The 16441-nt window shown below is 66.4% G+C and carries 14 protein-coding genes and 1 other RNA gene; 2 read left to right on the top strand and 13 right to left on the bottom strand.

The annotated features are described in order from the left end of the window. Nucleotides 1-59: 59 nt before the first annotated feature. The 9 genes from murG to rsmH form a co-directional block, all read right to left on the bottom strand. Nucleotides 60-1160 carry an undecaprenyldiphospho-muramoylpentapeptide beta-N-acetylglucosaminyltransferase gene (gene murG / locus BCCGELA001_RS10010; RefSeq protein WP_060735189.1) on the bottom strand — a complete coding sequence of 367 codons (1101 nt, stop codon included), beginning with the start codon at nt 1158-1160 and terminating at the stop codon, nt 60-62. A 181-nt stretch (nt 1161-1341) separates the two neighbouring features. Then, nucleotides 1342-2493, bottom strand: a complete 1152-nt coding sequence (gene ftsW, locus BCCGELA001_RS10005; protein ID WP_060735188.1) for a putative lipid II flippase FtsW — start codon at nt 2491-2493, stop codon at nt 1342-1344. Nucleotides 2494-2690: 197 nt separating this feature from the next. Beyond that, nucleotides 2691-4091 (bottom strand): UDP-N-acetylmuramoyl-L-alanine--D-glutamate ligase, encoded by a 1401-nt coding sequence (gene murD / locus BCCGELA001_RS10000; protein WP_060735187.1) that lies wholly within the window; start codon nt 4089-4091, stop codon nt 2691-2693. Nucleotides 4092-4098: 7 nt separating this feature from the next. Next, nucleotides 4099-5202 (bottom strand): phospho-N-acetylmuramoyl-pentapeptide-transferase, encoded by a 1104-nt coding sequence (gene mraY / locus BCCGELA001_RS09995; protein WP_060735186.1) that lies wholly within the window; start codon nt 5200-5202, stop codon nt 4099-4101. 167 nt (nt 5203-5369) lie between these two features. Next, nucleotides 5370-6749 carry a UDP-N-acetylmuramoyl-tripeptide--D-alanyl-D-alanine ligase gene (locus BCCGELA001_RS09990; RefSeq protein ID WP_060735185.1) on the bottom strand — a complete coding sequence of 460 codons (1380 nt, stop codon included), beginning with the start codon at nt 6747-6749 and terminating at the stop codon, nt 5370-5372. After that, a complete protein-coding gene (locus BCCGELA001_RS09985) occupies nt 6746-8203 on the bottom strand; it encodes a UDP-N-acetylmuramoyl-L-alanyl-D-glutamate--2,6-diaminopimelate ligase (protein ID WP_060735184.1) in 1458 nt (485 codons plus the stop codon). The genes BCCGELA001_RS09990 and BCCGELA001_RS09985 overlap by 4 nt, the downstream gene beginning before the upstream one ends. Nucleotides 8204-8287: 84 nt before the next feature. Then, nucleotides 8288-10039: a peptidoglycan D,D-transpeptidase FtsI family protein gene (locus BCCGELA001_RS09980; RefSeq protein ID WP_060735183.1), complete on the bottom strand. Its 1752-nt coding sequence runs from the start codon at nt 10037-10039 to the stop codon at nt 8288-8290. Then, nucleotides 10036-10428, bottom strand: a complete 393-nt coding sequence (gene ftsL / locus BCCGELA001_RS09975; protein ID WP_060735182.1) for a cell division protein FtsL — start codon at nt 10426-10428, stop codon at nt 10036-10038. Before ftsL ends, BCCGELA001_RS09980 begins: the two co-directional genes overlap by 4 nt. A gap of 3 nt (nt 10429-10431) precedes the next feature. Continuing rightward, nucleotides 10432-11421, bottom strand: coding sequence for a 16S rRNA (cytosine(1402)-N(4))-methyltransferase RsmH (gene rsmH / locus BCCGELA001_RS09970; RefSeq protein ID WP_060737583.1), 990 nt, complete (start codon nt 11419-11421; stop codon nt 10432-10434). Between the two features lie 513 nt (nt 11422-11934). Between rsmH and BCCGELA001_RS09965 the strand changes: the two genes are divergently transcribed. Beyond that, nucleotides 11935-12717, top strand: a complete 783-nt coding sequence (locus BCCGELA001_RS09965; protein WP_060735181.1) for an N-acetylmuramoyl-L-alanine amidase — start codon at nt 11935-11937, stop codon at nt 12715-12717. Between the two features lie 149 nt (nt 12718-12866). Here BCCGELA001_RS09965 and BCCGELA001_RS09960 read toward each other — a convergent pair whose 3' ends face one another. Together BCCGELA001_RS09960 and BCCGELA001_RS09955 are read right to left on the bottom strand one after the other, a co-directional pair. After that, on the bottom strand, nt 12867-14099 hold the full coding sequence (locus BCCGELA001_RS09960; RefSeq protein ID WP_008556317.1) for an RNA polymerase sigma factor: 1233 nt from the start codon (nt 14097-14099) through the stop codon (nt 12867-12869). Between the two features lie 22 nt (nt 14100-14121). Next, a complete protein-coding gene (locus BCCGELA001_RS09955; RefSeq protein WP_060737582.1) occupies nt 14122-14475 on the bottom strand; it encodes a YciI family protein in 354 nt (117 codons plus the stop codon). A gap of 149 nt (nt 14476-14624) precedes the next feature. On the opposite strand from BCCGELA001_RS09955, the gene rnpB reads away from it, so the two are divergent. After that, an RNA gene (rnpB, locus tag BCCGELA001_RS09950) (RNase P RNA component class A) lies at nt 14625-15102 on the top strand. 118 nt (nt 15103-15220) lie between these two features. Here the strand turns inward: rnpB and BCCGELA001_RS09945 are convergent. Continuing rightward, entirely contained in the window at nt 15221-15934 is a 714-nt protein-coding gene (locus BCCGELA001_RS09945) for an alpha/beta fold hydrolase (protein WP_060735180.1), read from the bottom strand. A gap of 66 nt (nt 15935-16000) precedes the next feature. Continuing rightward, nucleotides 16001-16429 (bottom strand): DUF983 domain-containing protein, encoded by a 429-nt coding sequence (locus tag BCCGELA001_RS09940; protein WP_008556309.1) that lies wholly within the window; start codon nt 16427-16429, stop codon nt 16001-16003. Nucleotides 16430-16441: the final 12 nt, after the last annotated feature.

Below are 16441 nucleotides of genomic sequence, written 5' to 3'. Positions count from 1 at the left end.
GCCCCCCTTTCGTGGGGCATGACAAGGGGCTTTTTTGGCCATCTGGGGCGGAACAGCCGTCAGATTCCCGCGACTTTCACCACGAGATCGGCCAGCCGCTCGGCCGCATCGAGCCGGCCGGCGCCGCGGGCGGCTTCGGCCATGCGGGCGAGGCGCGCGGGCTCGGCGGCGAATGCGGAGATTTCCGAGGCGAGACGATCGGAGGTGAACTCGGTCTGCGGGACGCGGATGGCGCCGTCGACCTTGGCCAGCACGCCTGCATTGGCGAACTGGTCCTGATCGATCGAGCCGGGCAGCGGCACCAGGATCGAGGGCCGGCCGATCGCGGCGAGCTCGGCGACGGTGCCCGCGCCGGAGCGCGACACCACGAGATGATTGGAGGCGAGCCGCGCCGGCAAATCCGTGAAGAAGGGTGCGAGCTCGGCCTTGATCTTGAGCTTGTCATAGACCGCGCGCACGCGGCTCATGTCCTCCTCGCGCACCTGCTGGGTGAGGATGAGGCGGCCCCATAGCGCCGGCTCGAGCCGCTCGATCGCGCCGGGCACGATGTCGGCCATGATGCGCGCGCCCTGGCTGCCGCCGACCACGAGCAGCCGCAGCGGACCGTTCGCGTCGGGTGCAACGTAATTCACCGCAGCGGCTGCGAGGATCGCCGGCCGCATCGGCGTGCCGACGGTCGTGGTCTTCGCCGCCAGCGCCGGATCGCGGTCGAGCACGCCGGGCAAGGACGTCGCGATGGCGCGGACGCGGCTCGACAGGAACCGGTTGGCGCGCCCGAGCACGGCATTGGCGTCGTGAATAATCCCGGGCACGCCGGCGAATTTCGCCGCGACCAGCGGCGGCAGCGTCGGATAGCCGCCGAAGCCGACGACGGCCACAGGCTTCAACCGCCTGATCAGGACGTAGGCCGAGAGCGTGCCGGCGGCGAGCGTGAGGCCGGCATAGGCAAGCTGGAGCGGATTGCGGCCGCGCGCAGTCTCGCTCCTGACGACGTCGATCATGTCCTTGCTGAATAGTCCGCTATAGCGCAGCGCGCGCTCGTCGGTGACGAGGCGGACGCGAAAGCCGCGCCGGATCAATTCGACGCCAAGCGCCTCGGCCGGAAACAGATGGCCGCCGGTGCCGCCCGCGGCGAGAAGAATCAAGGGGGACGTGTCCATGACGTGGGGTTCTACAGGGACTTGCTCGGCATTGCGAGCCGGCTCCACCGTGCGTGCCCCGGGCGCAGCGCAGCGCGCTGTCGTTCACAGCGTGGCTGCTGAACCGGGGCCCAAGATTGCGGCATTCTGGGTCCCGGCTCTGCGCTCCGCTTCGCTGCGCTTGTCCGGGACACGAGACATCTCACGCGTAACTGCGCATCGCCTCGGCGTGGCCGCTCGCCTCGACCTCCGTGCGCGGGCGCAGCCGCGTCAGGGCCAGCATCATGCCAACGCCATAGGCCAACGACACGATCGAGGAGCCACCATAGGAAATGAACGGCAGCGTCATGCCCTTGGCGGGGATGAGCTGGAGGTTGACAGACATGTTGATCGCCGCCTGCACGCCGAACAGGATCGCAAGGCCGGAGGCGGCGAAGCGCGAGAACATGTCCTCATTGGCATAGGCGCGCGACAGCGTGCGCATCACGACGAAGGTGAACAGCGCCAGCATGGCCAGGCACAGGATGATGCCGAACTCTTCGGCCGCGACCGCGAACACGAAGTCGGTATGGCTGTCCGGCAGGCTGCGTTTTGCAATTCCCTCGCCCGGTCCGAGGCCAAACCAGCCGCCATTGTAGAAGGCCTCCATGGCAGTATCGACCTGGAAGGTGTCGCCCGAGGCCGGGTTCATGAAGCGCTTGATGCGGCCTGCGACGTGCGGAACGAACAGATAGGCGCTGAACAGGCCGGCCGCGCCGAGGCCTGCGAGACCGAACACCCAGATCATGCGCATGCCCGCGATGAAGAACAGCGAGCCCCACACCATCAGGATCAGCATGGTCTGGCCGAAGTCCGGCTCCATCACCAGCAGGGCCACCAGCATCAGGAGCAGCGCCACGGCCATCGAGGTCGCCGGCATCTCCGGCCGCTTGGTCGATTCCGCGAACAGCCAGGCGGCGATAACGACGAAGGACGGTTTTGCGATTTCGGAGGCCTGGATGTTGACGCCGAGCAGCGTGATCCAGCGCCGCGAGCCCTTCACCTCCGGGCCGATGGCGAGAGTGAGCACGATCAGGATGATGCTCGCTGCGAAGATGATCAGGGCCGAGCGGCGGATCGCGCGCGGCGACAGGAAGGAGACCCCGAGCAGCACGATGCAGGACGGCAACAAGAACAGCACATGGCGGCTGAAGAAATGGAAGGGATCGAGCCCGATCCGGGTCGCAACCGGCGGGCTCGCCGCCAGCGACAGGATCACGCCGGTCAGCATCAGCCCCAGGATGGCGCCCATCAGCGGCTTGTCGACGGTCCACCACCATTCGGAAAAGGGGGTGCGTTCTTCACGGGAGAGCATGGGCGGCCGCTTTCGGACAGAGGTCCGTCCATTGGTCGCCGAGGTTGGTTACCGCAGGGTTAATGAATCGTTCAAGTTTTCAAGAGTCTCGTGCCCCGGACGCAGCGCAGCGCTCTTGCGGTGCGCTGCAGAGCCGGGGCCCACCGCGGCTTCTGGATCCCGGCTCGCGCTACGCGCGTCCGGGACACGAGAGGGCGTCACACCACCGGTTTCACGCCCGGCAACGCCTGCACCAGCTCGCGGAACTTGGTGCCGCGGATTTCGAAGTTGCGGTACTGGTCGAAGGAGGCGCAGGCGGGCGACAGCAGCACGACGGCATCGGTGAGGCCCGCGGCTTCCGCATCGCGTGCAGCGTGATCGACGGCGACATCGAGGGTCTGGCTGATCTCGTGCGCCACCTGCGTGCCCAGCGTACCCGAAAATTCCTGCGCGGCCTCGCCGATCAGATAGGCCTTGCGGATGCGTGGGAAGAAGCCGGTCAGGCCAGTGATGCCGCCCGCCTTCGGCTTGCCGCCGGCGATCCAGAAGATGTCCGAAAAGGACGACAGCGCGTGCGCGGTGGCGTCCGCGTTGGTGCCTTTGGAATCGTTGACGAACAGCACGTTGCCGCGGCGTCCGACCTGCTCCATGCGGTGCGCAAGGCCTGGAAAGCTGCGCAGGCCGCTCTGGAGCACATCGAGGCTGATGCCCAGCGCCAGCGCCGCGGCAGATGCCGCCGCCGCGTTCTGAGCGTTGTGCAGGCCGCGCAATGATCCGATGCCAGCGAGTTCGGCGACTTCGGTGCGGGCCCCACCCGATGCACGCACGATATTGCCATGCTCGACATGAATGCCGCTCGCCAGCGGATTCTTCACCGAGATGCGATCCACGTTCTTGCCGGCACGGTCGAGCCGATCCGCGATGTCGCGGCAAAACCCGTCGTCGACGCCGACGATCGCGGTGCCGCCCGCCTGCACGCCGGCGACGAGCCGCTCCTTCACCGCGGCGTAGTGCGCGATCGTGCCATGGCGGTCGATGTGATCTTCGCTGACGTTGAGCAAAATGCCGACGGAGGGATCGAGCGAGGGGGTGAGATCGATCTGATAGGACGACATCTCGATGACGTGGACGCGGCCCATGCGCGGCGGCTCCAGCGACAGGATCGCGGTGCCGATGTTACCGCCCATCTGGGTGTCGTAGCCGGCGACCTTGGTCAGGTGCGCGATCAGGGCCGTCGTGGTCGACTTGCCGTTGGTGCCGGTGATGGCGACGAATGGCGCATCCGGTGCGTGGCGGCGCCGCTCGCGACAGAACAGCTCGATGTCGCCGATTACTTCGACCCCCGCTTCGCGCGCCTTCAGCACGCTCCAATGCGGCATCGGATGGGTCAGCGGCACGCCGGGCGCGAGCACGAGGGCGGCGAAATTCGTCCAGGTGAGATTGCGCAAATCCGCGGTGATGAAACCGGCCTGCGCGGCCTTGGTGACGTTGTCAGCATTATCGTCGGCCGCGATCACCTCGGCGCCACCGGCTTTGAGCGCGTGGCAGGAGGCGAGGCCCGAGCCGCCGAGACCGAACACCGCGACGGTTTTGCCGGCGAAGGACGTGACGGGGATCATCGATCGATCACCGCAGCTTCAGCGTCGACAGGCCGGCAAGCGCCAGCATCACCGAGATGATCCAGAAGCGGATTACGATCTGCGGCTCGGTCCAGCCGAGCTGCTCGAAATGGTGATGGATCGGCGCCATGCGGAAGATGCGCTTGCCCGTGAGCTTGAACGACACCACCTGCACGATGACGGAGACCGCCTCCAGCACGAACAGGCCGCCGATGACCGCGAGCACGATCTCGTGCTTCACCGCGACCGCGATGGCGCCGAGCATTCCGCCGAGCGCGAGCGAGCCGGTATCGCCCATGAAGATCGAGGCCGGCGGCGCGTTGAACCAGAGGAAGCCGAGGCCTGCGCCCAAGAGTGCACCGCAGAGCACCGCGAGCTCGCCGGTGCCCGCGACATATTTGATCTGGAGATATTCGGCGAAGACCGCGTTGCCGGCGAGATAGGCGATCATCGCAAAGCTCGCGGTGGCGATCATCACGGGGACGATGGCGAGGCCGTCGAGGCCATCGGTGAGGTTCACGGCATTGCCGGCGCCGACGATGACGAAGGCGCCAAAGACGACGAAGAACCAGCCGAAATGCAGTACCGTGTCCTTCAGGAATGGAACCGTCAGCGCGGTCGAGGCGGGATCGCGGTTCAGCCGCACCAGGGCGTAGCAGGCGACCAGCGCGATCACCGCCTCGATCAGCAGGCGAAGCTTGCTGCCGAACCCGGTCGTGGTCTGCTTGGTCACCTTGAGGTAGTCGTCATAGAAACCGACGAAGCCGAAGCCGAGCGTCACCGCCAGCACGATCCAGACATAGGGGTTGAGCGGGTTGGCCCACAGCACGGTGCCGACGGTGAGGCCGGACAGGATCATCAAGCCGCCCATAGTGGGCGTGCCCTTCTTGGCGAGGTGCGATTGCGGACCGTCGGTGCGAATCGGCTGGCCCTTGCCCTGCCGGATACGCAGATGATCGATGATCCAGGGCCCGAACAGGAACACGAACAGCGCGCCGGTGACGACGGCGCCGCCGGTGCGGAAGGTGATGTAGCGGAAGACGTTCAGGAACGTGCGAAACGCACCGAAGCCCGGAATTGTGTTGGAGAGCTCGATCAGCCAGTAAAACATTCAGACGGTCCTATGGCGCTTCGTACAGGCGGCCTTGGTCTATTCCCAGGCTCGACGTGTCTCACGCGCATTCGCTGGTCTTCATCATCGGTCGGACGCGACCTCAGGGAAACGAACGGCTTCGCGCCGCAATGGATGGGATTCGGGAACGATGCCTTCCAAGCAGTTTACGCCTTTGCCTGCAAGGCGGCCACCAGACCCGGCACAAACTTGTTGACCCAGAACATCTTCTTGCTGCCCTTGACAACCACGACGTCGCCTGCCTTCAGCAGGCCCGCAACCTCGCTCGGCTTCAGCGTGGCGGGATCATCATGCCAGCCGAGCGCCTTGCCCGCCGGCAGCAGGTCGAAGAGGTGGCGCATCAGAGGCCCGACGCAATAGACGCCGTCGATGCCGTCGAGATGCTTGGCAAGGGCGGTGTGGTAGGTCGGTGCGTCAGCGCCCAGCTCCAGCATATCGCCGAGCACCGCAATCCGCCGGCCGCCGGTCATGTTGCGCGCCTGCAGGCTTTGCAGCGCGGCAGCGACGCTGGCCGGATTGCCGTTGAAACTGTCGTCGATGACGGTGACGCCGCCGACCGCCTGCTCGACGCCGCGGCCGGTCATGATGCCGACGCGGTCGAGCTTGATCGCGAGCGTGGCCGCATCGAGGTTCACCGCGCGGATCGCGGCGAGCGCAGCCAACGCATTCTGCACGCGGTGCGGCGCGCCGGGCGTCAGGCTGAAGGCGATCTCCTTCTTGCCGATCATGGCCACGACCTGCCAGCTCTCGCCATGCGGCGCATGCGCGACCTCGTGCACCTCGGCATGCTCGCCGAAGCGCACCACCTTGCCCTTCCATTCCGATGCTTTGAGCCCCGCGGGCAGCACCAGCACGCCGTCCTCGGGCAGGCCGAGCGCAATCGACACCTTCTCGCGCCTGATGGCTTCGAGCGAGCCCAGCTTTTCCAGATGCACCGGCTGGACGTTGACGACGAGCGCGACCGTCGGCTGCGTCAGCTCGCTGAGCCGCGCGATCTCGCCTTTCTGGTTCATGCCCATCTCGACGACCCAGAGGCTGGCGTCAGGCCGGGCATTGCACAGCGTCAGCGGCACGCCCCAGAAATTGTTGAAGCTCGACGGGCTGGCATAAGCGTTTGGATAAGCCGCCAGGAATTCCTTGGTGCTGGTCTTGCCGGCGCTGCCGGTCAGCCCGATCACCGGACCGCGAAAGCGCGCGCGTGCGGCGCGCGCGAGACCCCAGAGGCCATCGATCAGCGTGTCCTTCACGACGATCTGGGGAATGCGGATGCCTGCGATCTCGTGCGGCACGATCATCGCGACCGCACCAGAGGCTTCCGCCTTGTCCGCGAACTCCCAGCCGTCACGCGCGCTGGCGAAGGCCGAGACGAAGCCGCCGCTCGGCGTGCCGCTCAGCGCGACGAACAAGCTGCCCGGCTTCACCAGGCGGCTGTCCTGGGTGATGAAGTCGATGGGCGTATCCGGGAATGTTCCGACAACACCCAGCGCGCGCGCCACCTCGGCAACCGTCCAAATCGGCGCGCTCATGCAATCCTCGATGCTAGTGCGGCGGCGACCGCCTCGTGATCACTGAAGGGCAGCGTCTGGCCGCCGACGATCTGCCCGGTCTCGTGGCCCTTGCCGGCGATGAGCAGCGCGTCGCCCTCCTGCAAATCCTCGATCGCCGCGCGGATCGCCGCGGCGCGGTCGCCGATTTCGCGGGCGCCCTTGGCCGTGGCGAGGATCGCGGCGCGGATCGCTTCCGGCTTCTCGCTGCGCGGATTGTCGTCGGTGATGATGACACCATCGGCGTTCTCGGCCGCGATCTCGCCCATGATCGAACGCTTGCCGGCATCGCGATCGCCGCCGGCGCCGAACACGACAACCAGCCTGCGCTTGGCATAAGGGCGCAGCGCCTGCAGCGCCTTCGCCAGCGCGTCGGGCTTGTGCGCATAGTCGACGAAGATCGGCGCGCCGTTGCGCTCGCCGACACGCTCGAGCCGGCCCTTGGCGCCTTCGAGATGTTCGAGGCACGCAAGCACATCGGCCGCGTCGCTGCCGGTGCCGATGGCAAGACCGGCCGATACCAGCGCGTTCTCGATCTGGAACTCGCCGACCAGCGGGAGCCGGACGGAATAGCGCTTGCCGCGATGCTCGAGCGCGAGCAATTGCGAAAAGCCCGCGACACTGGCGTCCGCGAGACGAATGCCCTCGCCGGCCCCGTCTCCGCTGCGGCCGACCGCCATCACGCGCAGGCCGCGCGCCTTCGCTGCATCGACGGCCTCCGCCGAGCAATCATGATCGGCCGAGATCACCGCGGCGCCGCCAGGGGCGACCAGTTCGCGGAAGAGGCGGAGCTTCGCCCCGAGGTAATGCGCGACGGTCGGATGGTAGTCCATGTGGTCGCGCGAGAGATTGGTGAAGCCGCCGGCCGAGACACGCACGCCGTCGAGACGGTATTGGTCGAGGCCGTGCGAGGACGCCTCGAAGGCGAGATGCGTCACGCCCTCGCGCGCAATCTCGTCGATCTGCCGATGCAGCGCGATCGGATCGGGCGTTGTCAGCGAACCGTAGACGGTGCGCTTGGGCGAGACCAGGCCGATGGTGCCGATGCTGGCGGAGGCGTATCCCAGCCGTTCCCAGATCTGGCGCGTGAAGGCTGCGACGGAGGTCTTGCCGCTGGTGCCGGTCACGGCAGTGATGGTCGCGGGCTGTGCCGGAAAGAAGCTTGCCGCGGCCAGCGCCAGCGCGCGGCGCGGATTGGCCACCGCGATGAACGGAACCTTGATGTCATCAGGCGCATGGTCGCCGACGACGGCCACCGCGCCTGCGGCGACGGCTGCATCGACGAAGCGCGCGCCGTCGGTCTTGCTGCCTGCAAGTGCGAAGAAGAGATCGCCCGGCCTGACCTGACGGCTGTCGAGCGCAAGGCCGCTCACATCGAGCGCCGCGGCGGCGGGCTCGATTGCGGCATCATTGCCCAGGAGGTCGCACAGCTTCATGGTCTTCCAGTCGACATGCCGCGCCGGACGACTGAAGCTTCGAAAAAGCCCCGACTCACTGGCGGCAACGGCCCACCCGGTTGATTACTGGGTTGTCCTGGATGCTGCAAGAATAAGGCGGTCCGCAGGCGGCAGATCGAACCGCGGCTCGATGCCCAGCAGCGGCGCGATCCGCTCGATCACCTTGCCGCCGGTCGGCACCGTGTTCCAGCCCGAGGTGATGAAACCATGCGTTTCGGGCAGCGCCTGTGGCTCGTCCAGCATGATCAGGACGTGATATTTGGGATCGTCGCAGGGCAGGATGGCAGTGAAGGAGTTGAGCACGCGCTTCTTGGCATAGCGCCCGTTGACGACCTTCTCGGACGTGCCGGTCTTGCCGCCAACATAATACCCCCTGACATCTGCCTTTCTCGCCGAACCAACTTCGGCATTGAGCCGCATCAGGAACCGCATCTTGTCGCTGGTCTCCGGCTTGATCACGCGCTTGGCCATCGCCGCCGCTTCGGCTTCGCTGCGTTTCATGAAGGTCGGCGGAATCAGATAGCCGCCGTTCACCAGCGCGTTGATGCCCATCACCGCCTGCAGTGGTGCCACCGAGAGACCTTGGCCGAACGCGGCGGTGACCGTGTTCAGCTCGCTCCAGCGCCGCGGCAGCAGCGGCGCTGCGCTCTCCGGCAATTCCGTGCGCAGGCGCGTCATCTGGCCCATCTTGGCGAGGAACGCCTTGTGCGCCTCGACGCCCTGGTTGAGCGCGATCCGTGCCGCGCCGATGTTGGACGAGTAGGTGAACACTTCCTTGGTGTTGATGAAGCGCCCGAGCGGATGGCTGTCGTGGATGGTGAACTTGCCGTAGTGCAGGTTCCCGCGTGCGTCCCACATCGAGTTCAGATTGATCTTCCCGGAATCGAGTCCCATTGCCAGCGTAAACGCCTTGAAGGTCGACCCCATCTCGTAGACACCGGTGGTCAGGCGGTTGATGCGATCGGGGTCGTGCGCTTCCTTCGGATTGTTGGGATCGAAATCGGGCAGCGAGACCATCGCCACGATCTCCCCGGTCTTGACGTTGGAGACGAGACCGGAGGCGGCCTTGGCGTGGAATTTTTCCTTCGCCTTCAATAGTTCGTCGCGCAGCGCGTGCTCGACGCGCAGGTCAACCGCGAGCTCGATCGGCTTTTGCAGCCTGTCGGTGGCGAAGCCGGCGCGATGGAGATCGGCGAGGCCCTGGTTGTCGAGCCACTTTTCAAGGCCGGCAATGCCCTGGTTGTCGATGTTGACGAGGCCGATCAAATGGGCGACCTCATTGCCGGTCGGATAGACGCGCTTGTTCTCGCGCAGAAATCCGATGCCGGGAATGCCGAGCTTGTGGACGGCCTGCTGCTGCGCGGGCGTGACCTCGCGCTTGAGCCAGACGAAGCCCTTGCGCGTCTTCAGGCGCTCACGCACCTCGGCCTCGTCGAGGTCGGGGATGGTCGCCGTCAGAAGCTCGATCGCCTCATCCTTGTCGATGATGCGCCGCGGCTCGCCGAACAGGCTCGACGCCTTGACGTCGGTGGCGAGGATCGCGCCATTGCGGTCGACGATGTCGGGCCGGGCGGTCGCAACCACCTCCTGCGCCGCGGCGCGGCGGGCTCCATGCGCGTCGGCGCCGATCGCGAACATCACGAGGCGGCCGCCGATCAGGGCGTAAACCGAGGCGAAGGCGAGCATGGCGAGGCCGACGCGCGCCCGCGCCTTCGCGGCGCGATCGACGTTGCGTCCGTAAAGCAGGCTGCGGATCAACCGCTGCCGCCAGGGCTCGGTGGGCTTTGCCGTGGGCTTGGCCGGAAGGGCGCTCATTGACTGTCCTCCGGCTGAGGCACGGAGCCCGTGACGCTATCGGGATCGCTCGCGGCTTCGATGGTCTTGAGCATGGCTCCGATCGGGTCGGGCTCGCCGGGCCGGAACATCCGCGGCGGACGCTCCGGCAGGTTCTTCAGCGAGTCATATTGCGTGCCATTGACCGGCTTGAGCGACAGATGCCGGTCAGACAGTCCTTGCAGGCGGTGGGGTGCATCGAGCTTGGCCCACTCGGCGCGCAGCGAGGCGATCGCATCGCGCTGCTCGCGGATCTCTGCACGCAGTCGCAGCACCTTCTCGGTGCGCGCGGTGGAGTCCATCTTGATGCGGTAGACATGGGCGGCTGCGAAGATCAGCGCACCGATGACGAGAAGGTGGATGAAGCGCATGCGCTAGCCGCCCCTCATGACGTCGGAGAGCCTCGGCCAGGACGATGGCTCATCATCCTCATGCGCCGGCGCCGCAGTGCGCTCAGCGGCGCGCAGCTTTGCCGAACGGGCGCGTGGATTGTGCGCGACCTCGTCCTGACCCGCGACGACCGGCCGCCGCGTCAGCAGTTGGAAGCTCGGCGCGATCTGCGCGACTTCCGGCAGATGACGCGAACCGCCTCCGGTCCTGGACCGCGCGCCGAGGAAATTCTTGACGATGCGGTCTTCCAGCGAATGGAACGAGACGACGACGAGGCGGCCGCCGGGCCTGAGCACACGCTCGGCCGCAGCGAGCGCGGTCTGAAGCTCTTCCAGCTCTTCGTTGATGAAGATGCGCAGCGCCTGGAACGTCCGCGTCGCCGGGTGAATGTCGCCGGGCTTGGATCGCACCACCCTGCCGACGAGATCGGCAAGCGCGCGCGTGGTCGTGAACGGCGTCTCCTGCCGGTCCGCGACGATGGCGCGGGCGATGCGACGTGAATGCCGCTCCTCGCCGAAGAGATAGATGATGTCGGCGAGGTCGCCTTCGGAGGCACGCGCGACGACGTCCGCGGCGGTGGGACCCGACTGCCCCATCCGCATGTCCAGCGGCCCATCGAGACGGAAGGAGAAGCCGCGGCCGGCCTGGTCGAGCTGCATCGAGGACACGCCGACATCCATCACCACGCCATCGACCCCATCGAGGCCCTGCGCCGCGCAGATCTCGGCGAGGTTGGAGAACCGGTCCTCGACCAGCGTCAGCCTGCCGGCGGAGCGTTCGACCAGCTCGGCACCGCCGGTGATCGCGGTGCGGTCGCGATCAATGGCAATGATCCGGGTTCCCGGCACCTCGAGGATGGCGCGGCTGTAGCCGCCCGCACCGAAGGTGGCGTCGACGTAAATACCGCCCGCGCGCGGGGCGAGGTGGTCGACAGCCTCGCGGCCGAGAACGGGAATGTGCGGAGCCGAGCTCATGTGCCAAGCCTGTCTGACGCCGGCCATGCCGGATCGCGGACGAACAAGCCCATCACGCCTCGAATGATTCCGCGTCGCGGCGGTTCCACGACCAAGCCCTCTTCCAGCATGGTTACCAAGCCCGGTCGCCCCGGGCCGCAAACCCAGTGTTCCCAGTGGAATTTGTCGGGCAGCCATGGGATTTCGAGCCAAAATACGCTTTGGCCGCCTCCGGATGCGGGTCGGCACTTCATCTCTCAGTAACGGCGCTTAGCGTTAAGAAAGCGTTGATCGGCTCGCGACAAGTCGAAAAGGTATCGGCGTGGTGATGCCTCATCCACACACATGGACAAAATGCACGCGTTAACCGCGCCGTGCGATTGCGTGCGGTGCGGGGGTAAAGGAATAGTAAAGAGAAGGCCTGCCCCACTCTCCATCCTGCTCGAGCTGTTCATGTCGTCCGGTTCGTCCACGCCGTCTGGATCTGATTCGAAGCGTCAGCGCGTCCTCCCGGTTCCCAAGGCCGCAGCGAACATGCGGACGTTCGAGCCGGATTCCTCGACCGTCTCCGACATCATCCCCTCACCAAACCATGGGGAGCGCAACAAGGGACGGCAGCCCGACATGATCGTGCTGCACTACACCGGCATGCCGGATGTCGAGGGTGCATTGGCGCGGCTCTGCACCGCGGGAACCGAAGTCTCGGCGCATTATGTCGTGCTGGAGGACGGCCGCATCGTGCAATGCGTGCCCGAAGCCAAGCGCGCCTGGCACGCCGGGGTCTCCTCCTGGGCCGGCGAGGACGACATCAATTCCTGCTCGATCGGCATCGAGATCATCAATCGCGGCCACGACTGGGGTTATCCGGAATATCCGCTGCGCCAGATCGCCGCCGTGATCGCGCTGTGCCGCGGCATCATGCTCCGCCGCAAGGTGCCGGCGCACCGGGTGCTCGGCCATTCCGACGTCGCGCCCGCGCGAAAGAAGGATCCCGGCGAGAAATTTCCGTGGCACTCGCTGGCTAATTCCGGCGTCGGACACTGGGTCACGCCTGCGCCGGTGGTGCGCGGGGAGAGCCTGATGCTCGGCACGATCAGCGACGCGGTGCTGAGCATGCAGCAGGCCCTCGCCCGCTACGGCTATGGCGTCCCGCTCAACGGCAAATACGACGCCGCGACCATGGAAGTGGTCACCGCCTTCCAGCGCCATTTCCGCCCGGCGCGGCTGGACGGCGTCGCCGACCATTCGACGCTGTCGACATTGCAGGCGCTGCTCGCGAGCCTGCCGCCAGAGGCGACGGTGGTCGCGTCGAAGTGACGGCCGCGACATAGTTCTCTCTCGCGTCCCGGACGCGCTGCAGCGCTCTTGCGCTGCTGCGCAGAGCCGGGACCCAGTTCGTGAGGTGGGCCCCGGCTCTGCAGCGCATCGTCGAAGTGACGCTGCGCTGCGTCCGGGGCACCAGGGCCCTACCCCATCTCCCTCACCCGCCGCGCATACAGCCGCCGCAAGGGCTCCAGCTGTGTCGCCGCCGTCGCCGCGCGATAGGCCTCGCGCGCCTCCGCCTTGCGGCCGAGCCGCCGCAACAGATCCGCCCGCACCGCAGGCATGAGCTCATAACCGTCGAGCCCGCCGCGTCCGGCGATGGCATCGACGAGAGCCAGTGCGCGTGAAGGTCCGTCGACCATCGACACCGCTGCGGCATGGTTCAGTTCGACTACCGGCGAAGGACTGATGCGCAGCAGCACTTCGTAGAGCCCCGCGATCTGCGGCCAGTCGGTCTCCACGAAGCTGCTCGCGCGGGCATGCAGCGCCGCGATCGCCGCCTGCACGGCATAGGGCTGCGGCCGGCCCGGCAGGCGTAGCGCATCCTCCACCAATCTCAGGCCATCCTCGATCTGCGCGCGGTCCCACAGCGCGCGGTCCTGCTCTTCGAGCAGCACGATGTCGCCGGCCGGCGTCTGCCGCCCCGCGCGCCGCGCGTCGTGCAGCAGCATCAAGGCCAGCAGGCCCTTGATGCCGGCGCGATCTGGCATCAACCGGTCCAGCAGGCGGCCGAGCCTGATGGCCTCGACGGCGAGATCAGGCCGCATCAGGTCCGTGCCCGACGTTGCGACATAGCCCTCGGTGAAGACGAGATAGATCACCGCGAGCACGCCGTCGAGCCGCGGCGCCAGCGCGGCGCGCTCCGGCACCTCATAGGGGATGCCCGCAAGGCGGATCTTCTGCTTGGCGCGGACGAGGCGCTGTGCCATCGCCTCCTCGCTGACGAGGAAGGCGCGGGCGACCTGCGCCGTCGACAGCCCGCAGACGGTGCGCAGCGTCAACGCGACCTGGACCTCGGCCGCGAACGCCGGATGGCAGCAGATGAAGATCAGCCTGAGCATGTCGTCGTCGAGCATTGCCGGCGGTTCGTCCGGCGCCTGCGCGTTCAGCTCGAGCTCGTGCACCAGCGCCTGCTGCTTGCCGCGAAAGACAGCCTGGCGGCGGATGCGGTCGATTACCTTGTGCTTGGCGACATTGACCAGCCAGGCGCGCGGATTGTCGGGGATCTCGCATGCCGGCCAGCGTTTCAGCGCGACGGCAAAGGCATCCTGGAGCGCATCCTCGGCGAGATCAAAATCGCCGACGAGACGGATCAGCGTGGCAAGTGCACGCCCCGCCTCGTCGCGGAAGATTTTATCGATCTCGGAAGGGTTCATGCGCCGACGCGCTGCTCCACCGTCACTTGTCGTAGACCCAGATCGGCCGCACCTCGATCGAGCCGATCCGCGCGCTGGGAATCCGCGCCGCGATCTCGATCGCGGCGTTGAGATCCTTGGCTTCGATCAGATAGTAGCCGCCGAGTTGCTCGCGCGTCTCAGCAAACGGACCGTCGGTGGTCAACGTCTTGCCGTCGCGCACGCGCACCGTGGTCGCGGTCGTGGTCGGCTGCAAGCGGTCGCCGGCCTTGAAATTGCCGTTCTGGATGATGCCTTGCGTGAAGGCTTGATACTCCGCCAGCATCTTCTGGGTGGTCGCTGCGTCGTTCTTCGCGTACTCGACCTCGTTCTGGTAGATCATCAGCAGATACTGCATCGCTTCACTCCTGTTGCTCGGCATGGTCGCCGACATGCAGTCGAACGGGGCACGCGCCCAACGACATCTTCAGGATAAATTATTTGCGGGCAGCGCGCGCGGCGATACCGGCTTGACGGAACCGTCCCAAATGCTCCATGCGTTATCGGTCAGTCGGCCGGACGGCCGCTCCGGCAGGTGCCGAAAGGCCGCCGGGGAGGAAAGTCCGGGCTCCCTTGACATGCGGTGCCGGATAACGTCCGGCGGGGGCGACCCCAGGGAAAGTGCCACAGAGAACGAACCGCCCGCCTTCGCCCTTTGGGCTTCGGCGCGACAAGCCCTCGGGCCTGCCGTGCCGTAGCAGCGCAAGCTGCGTAGGCAGGTAAGGGTGAAAAGGTGCGGTAAGAGCGCACCGCGGATCCGGCAACGGAGCCGGCATGGCAAACCCCACCGGGAGCAAAACCGAATAGGGACGGCGCAGCGGGCTGTTCGCGAAAGCGATAACGCCGCGGGGCGATGTCAGGCCCGCCGTCCGGGTAGGTTGCTCGAGGTCATGTGCGAACATGGTCCCAGAGGAATGGCCGTCACGTATCGTTCGCGCAAGCGGACGGTGCCCTACAGAACCCGGCTTACAGGCCGGCTGATATCTTGCAACGAGGGGCTCGATGCTAGCGCAGCGAGCCCCTCACCATTTGGACTGAGCTCGCAGCGATTCAAAAGGTGTCATTCCGGGGCTCGCGACTTCATCGCGCCCCGGAATGACGAGCTAGGCCACGATCTTCTCCAACACCGCCATCAGCGCCTCCGGCGCGGTGACGTTCGGCGCGTGGCTGGCATCGAGCTCGACATAGCGCCAGCCGCCTTCGCTCTTCGTCCGCTTGGCGAATTGCCCGAACACGTCGCCCGGCGGGATGCGGGTGCAATAGATGTAACTGCGCGGCACTGTCGCCTCGCCATGCGCAAGCCTCAATCGCGTCTCGAAGCATTTGATCGGCATCGGAACGCGGCGCGCATTGAGCCAGTCGAGATCGGCCTGCGGCGTATCTGGTGGCGGCGGGTTTGGCGGGATGCGATAGCCGTCGCCGGAGCTTGCTGCCTTGCGCATCGGCTCGCGCCCGCCCTCATTGAGATCGAACAGCGACTGGCCGTCACGCGGCACGAAGGCGTCGAGATAGATCAGCTGCGTCACGCGCTCACGCGCGCGGTCGGCGACGCCGGTCGCGACCATGCCGCCATAGCTGTGGCCGAGCAGAACGATGTCGTTCAAATCCTCGAAGGCGATGACGTTGAGGACGTCCTGGATATGCGTCTCGAGATCGATCGACGGGCTTGCCAGATGCGCGCGCTCGCCGAGGCCCGTATAGGTCGGCGCCACCAAGCGGTGGCCGGCCTGCGCCATCAGCGGATGCATCTTCTTCCAGGCCCATCCGCCGGACCATGCGCCATGACAGAGCAGAAAGGTCTTCGCGCGTGCGGCCATCGGCGTTTCCATCGTTCTTGTTCCTACGATGGAGTGTAGCGGCCGAGTGCGGGATGTAAACGTCGCTTAAGCCGTGCGCGTGTCCGCCTTCACCAGCGCCGGCGCGAGTTCATCGGCCTCGCGCCGCAGCTTGCTCGGCTCGAAACCATGCATGCCGAGCTGCCATTGCAGCCCGACGATGGCGCCCTTGGTCGGTTGCAGCAATGCGAGCGAGGCGAACAGCGTCACCGGCAGCCACACCGCGAGTTGCAGCCACTCCGGTGGCGCGTAGGCGGTCTCGATCGCGAGGATCGCCGGCACCACGAGATGGCCGACCACGACCATCACGAGATAGGCCGGAAAGTCGTCCGCGCGCTGGTGGAAAAGTTCCTCGCCGCAATGCTCGCAGGTGTTGGCCACTTTCAGGAAGCGGCCGAACATGTGCCCTTCCCCGCAGTTCGGACACTTGCCGCAGAAGCCGCGCCACATCGCCTTTGCCAGAGAGACCGTCGCCATGACCACACCTCT

Origin of the sequence: Bradyrhizobium sp. CCGE-LA001, assembly GCF_000296215.2 — a bacterium.
Taxonomy (GTDB): Bacteria; Pseudomonadota; Alphaproteobacteria; order Rhizobiales; family Xanthobacteraceae; genus Bradyrhizobium.
The sequence above is the reverse complement of the archived record's forward strand: the minus strand, read 5'-3'. Positions and strand labels throughout refer to the sequence as shown.

Bases quoted from the DNA above. Each gene is read 5' to 3' on its own strand.
- murG (WP_060735189.1), bottom strand. From the start codon at position 1,160: ATGGACACGTCCCCCTTGATTCTTCTCGCCGCGGGCGGCACCGGCGGC.
- ftsW (WP_060735188.1), bottom strand. From the start codon at position 2,493: ATGCTCTCCCGTGAAGAACGCACCCCCTTTTCCGAATGGTGGTGGACC.
- murD (WP_060735187.1), bottom strand. From the start codon at position 4,091: ATGATCCCCGTCACGTCCTTCGCCGGCAAAACCGTCGCGGTGTTCGGT.
- mraY (WP_060735186.1), bottom strand. From the start codon at position 5,202: ATGTTTTACTGGCTGATCGAGCTCTCCAACACAATTCCGGGCTTCGGT.
- BCCGELA001_RS09990 (WP_060735185.1), bottom strand. From the start codon at position 6,749: ATGAGCGCGCCGATTTGGACGGTTGCCGAGGTGGCGCGCGCGCTGGGT.
- BCCGELA001_RS09985 (WP_060735184.1), bottom strand. From the start codon at position 8,203: ATGAAGCTGTGCGACCTCCTGGGCAATGATGCCGCAATCGAGCCCGCC.
- BCCGELA001_RS09980 (WP_060735183.1), bottom strand. From the start codon at position 10,039: ATGAGCGCCCTTCCGGCCAAGCCCACGGCAAAGCCCACCGAGCCCTGG.
- ftsL (WP_060735182.1), bottom strand. From the start codon at position 10,428: ATGCGCTTCATCCACCTTCTCGTCATCGGTGCGCTGATCTTCGCAGCC.
- rsmH (WP_060737583.1), bottom strand. From the start codon at position 11,421: ATGAGCTCGGCTCCGCACATTCCCGTTCTCGGCCGCGAGGCTGTCGAC.
- BCCGELA001_RS09965 (WP_060735181.1), top strand. From the start codon at position 11,935: ATGCGGACGTTCGAGCCGGATTCCTCGACCGTCTCCGACATCATCCCC.
- BCCGELA001_RS09960 (WP_008556317.1), bottom strand. From the start codon at position 14,099: ATGAACCCTTCCGAGATCGATAAAATCTTCCGCGACGAGGCGGGGCGT.
- BCCGELA001_RS09955 (WP_060737582.1), bottom strand. From the start codon at position 14,475: ATGCAGTATCTGCTGATGATCTACCAGAACGAGGTCGAGTACGCGAAG.
- BCCGELA001_RS09945 (WP_060735180.1), bottom strand. From the start codon at position 15,934: ATGGCCGCACGCGCGAAGACCTTTCTGCTCTGTCATGGCGCATGGTCC.
- BCCGELA001_RS09940 (WP_008556309.1), bottom strand. From the start codon at position 16,429: ATGGCGACGGTCTCTCTGGCAAAGGCGATGTGGCGCGGCTTCTGCGGC.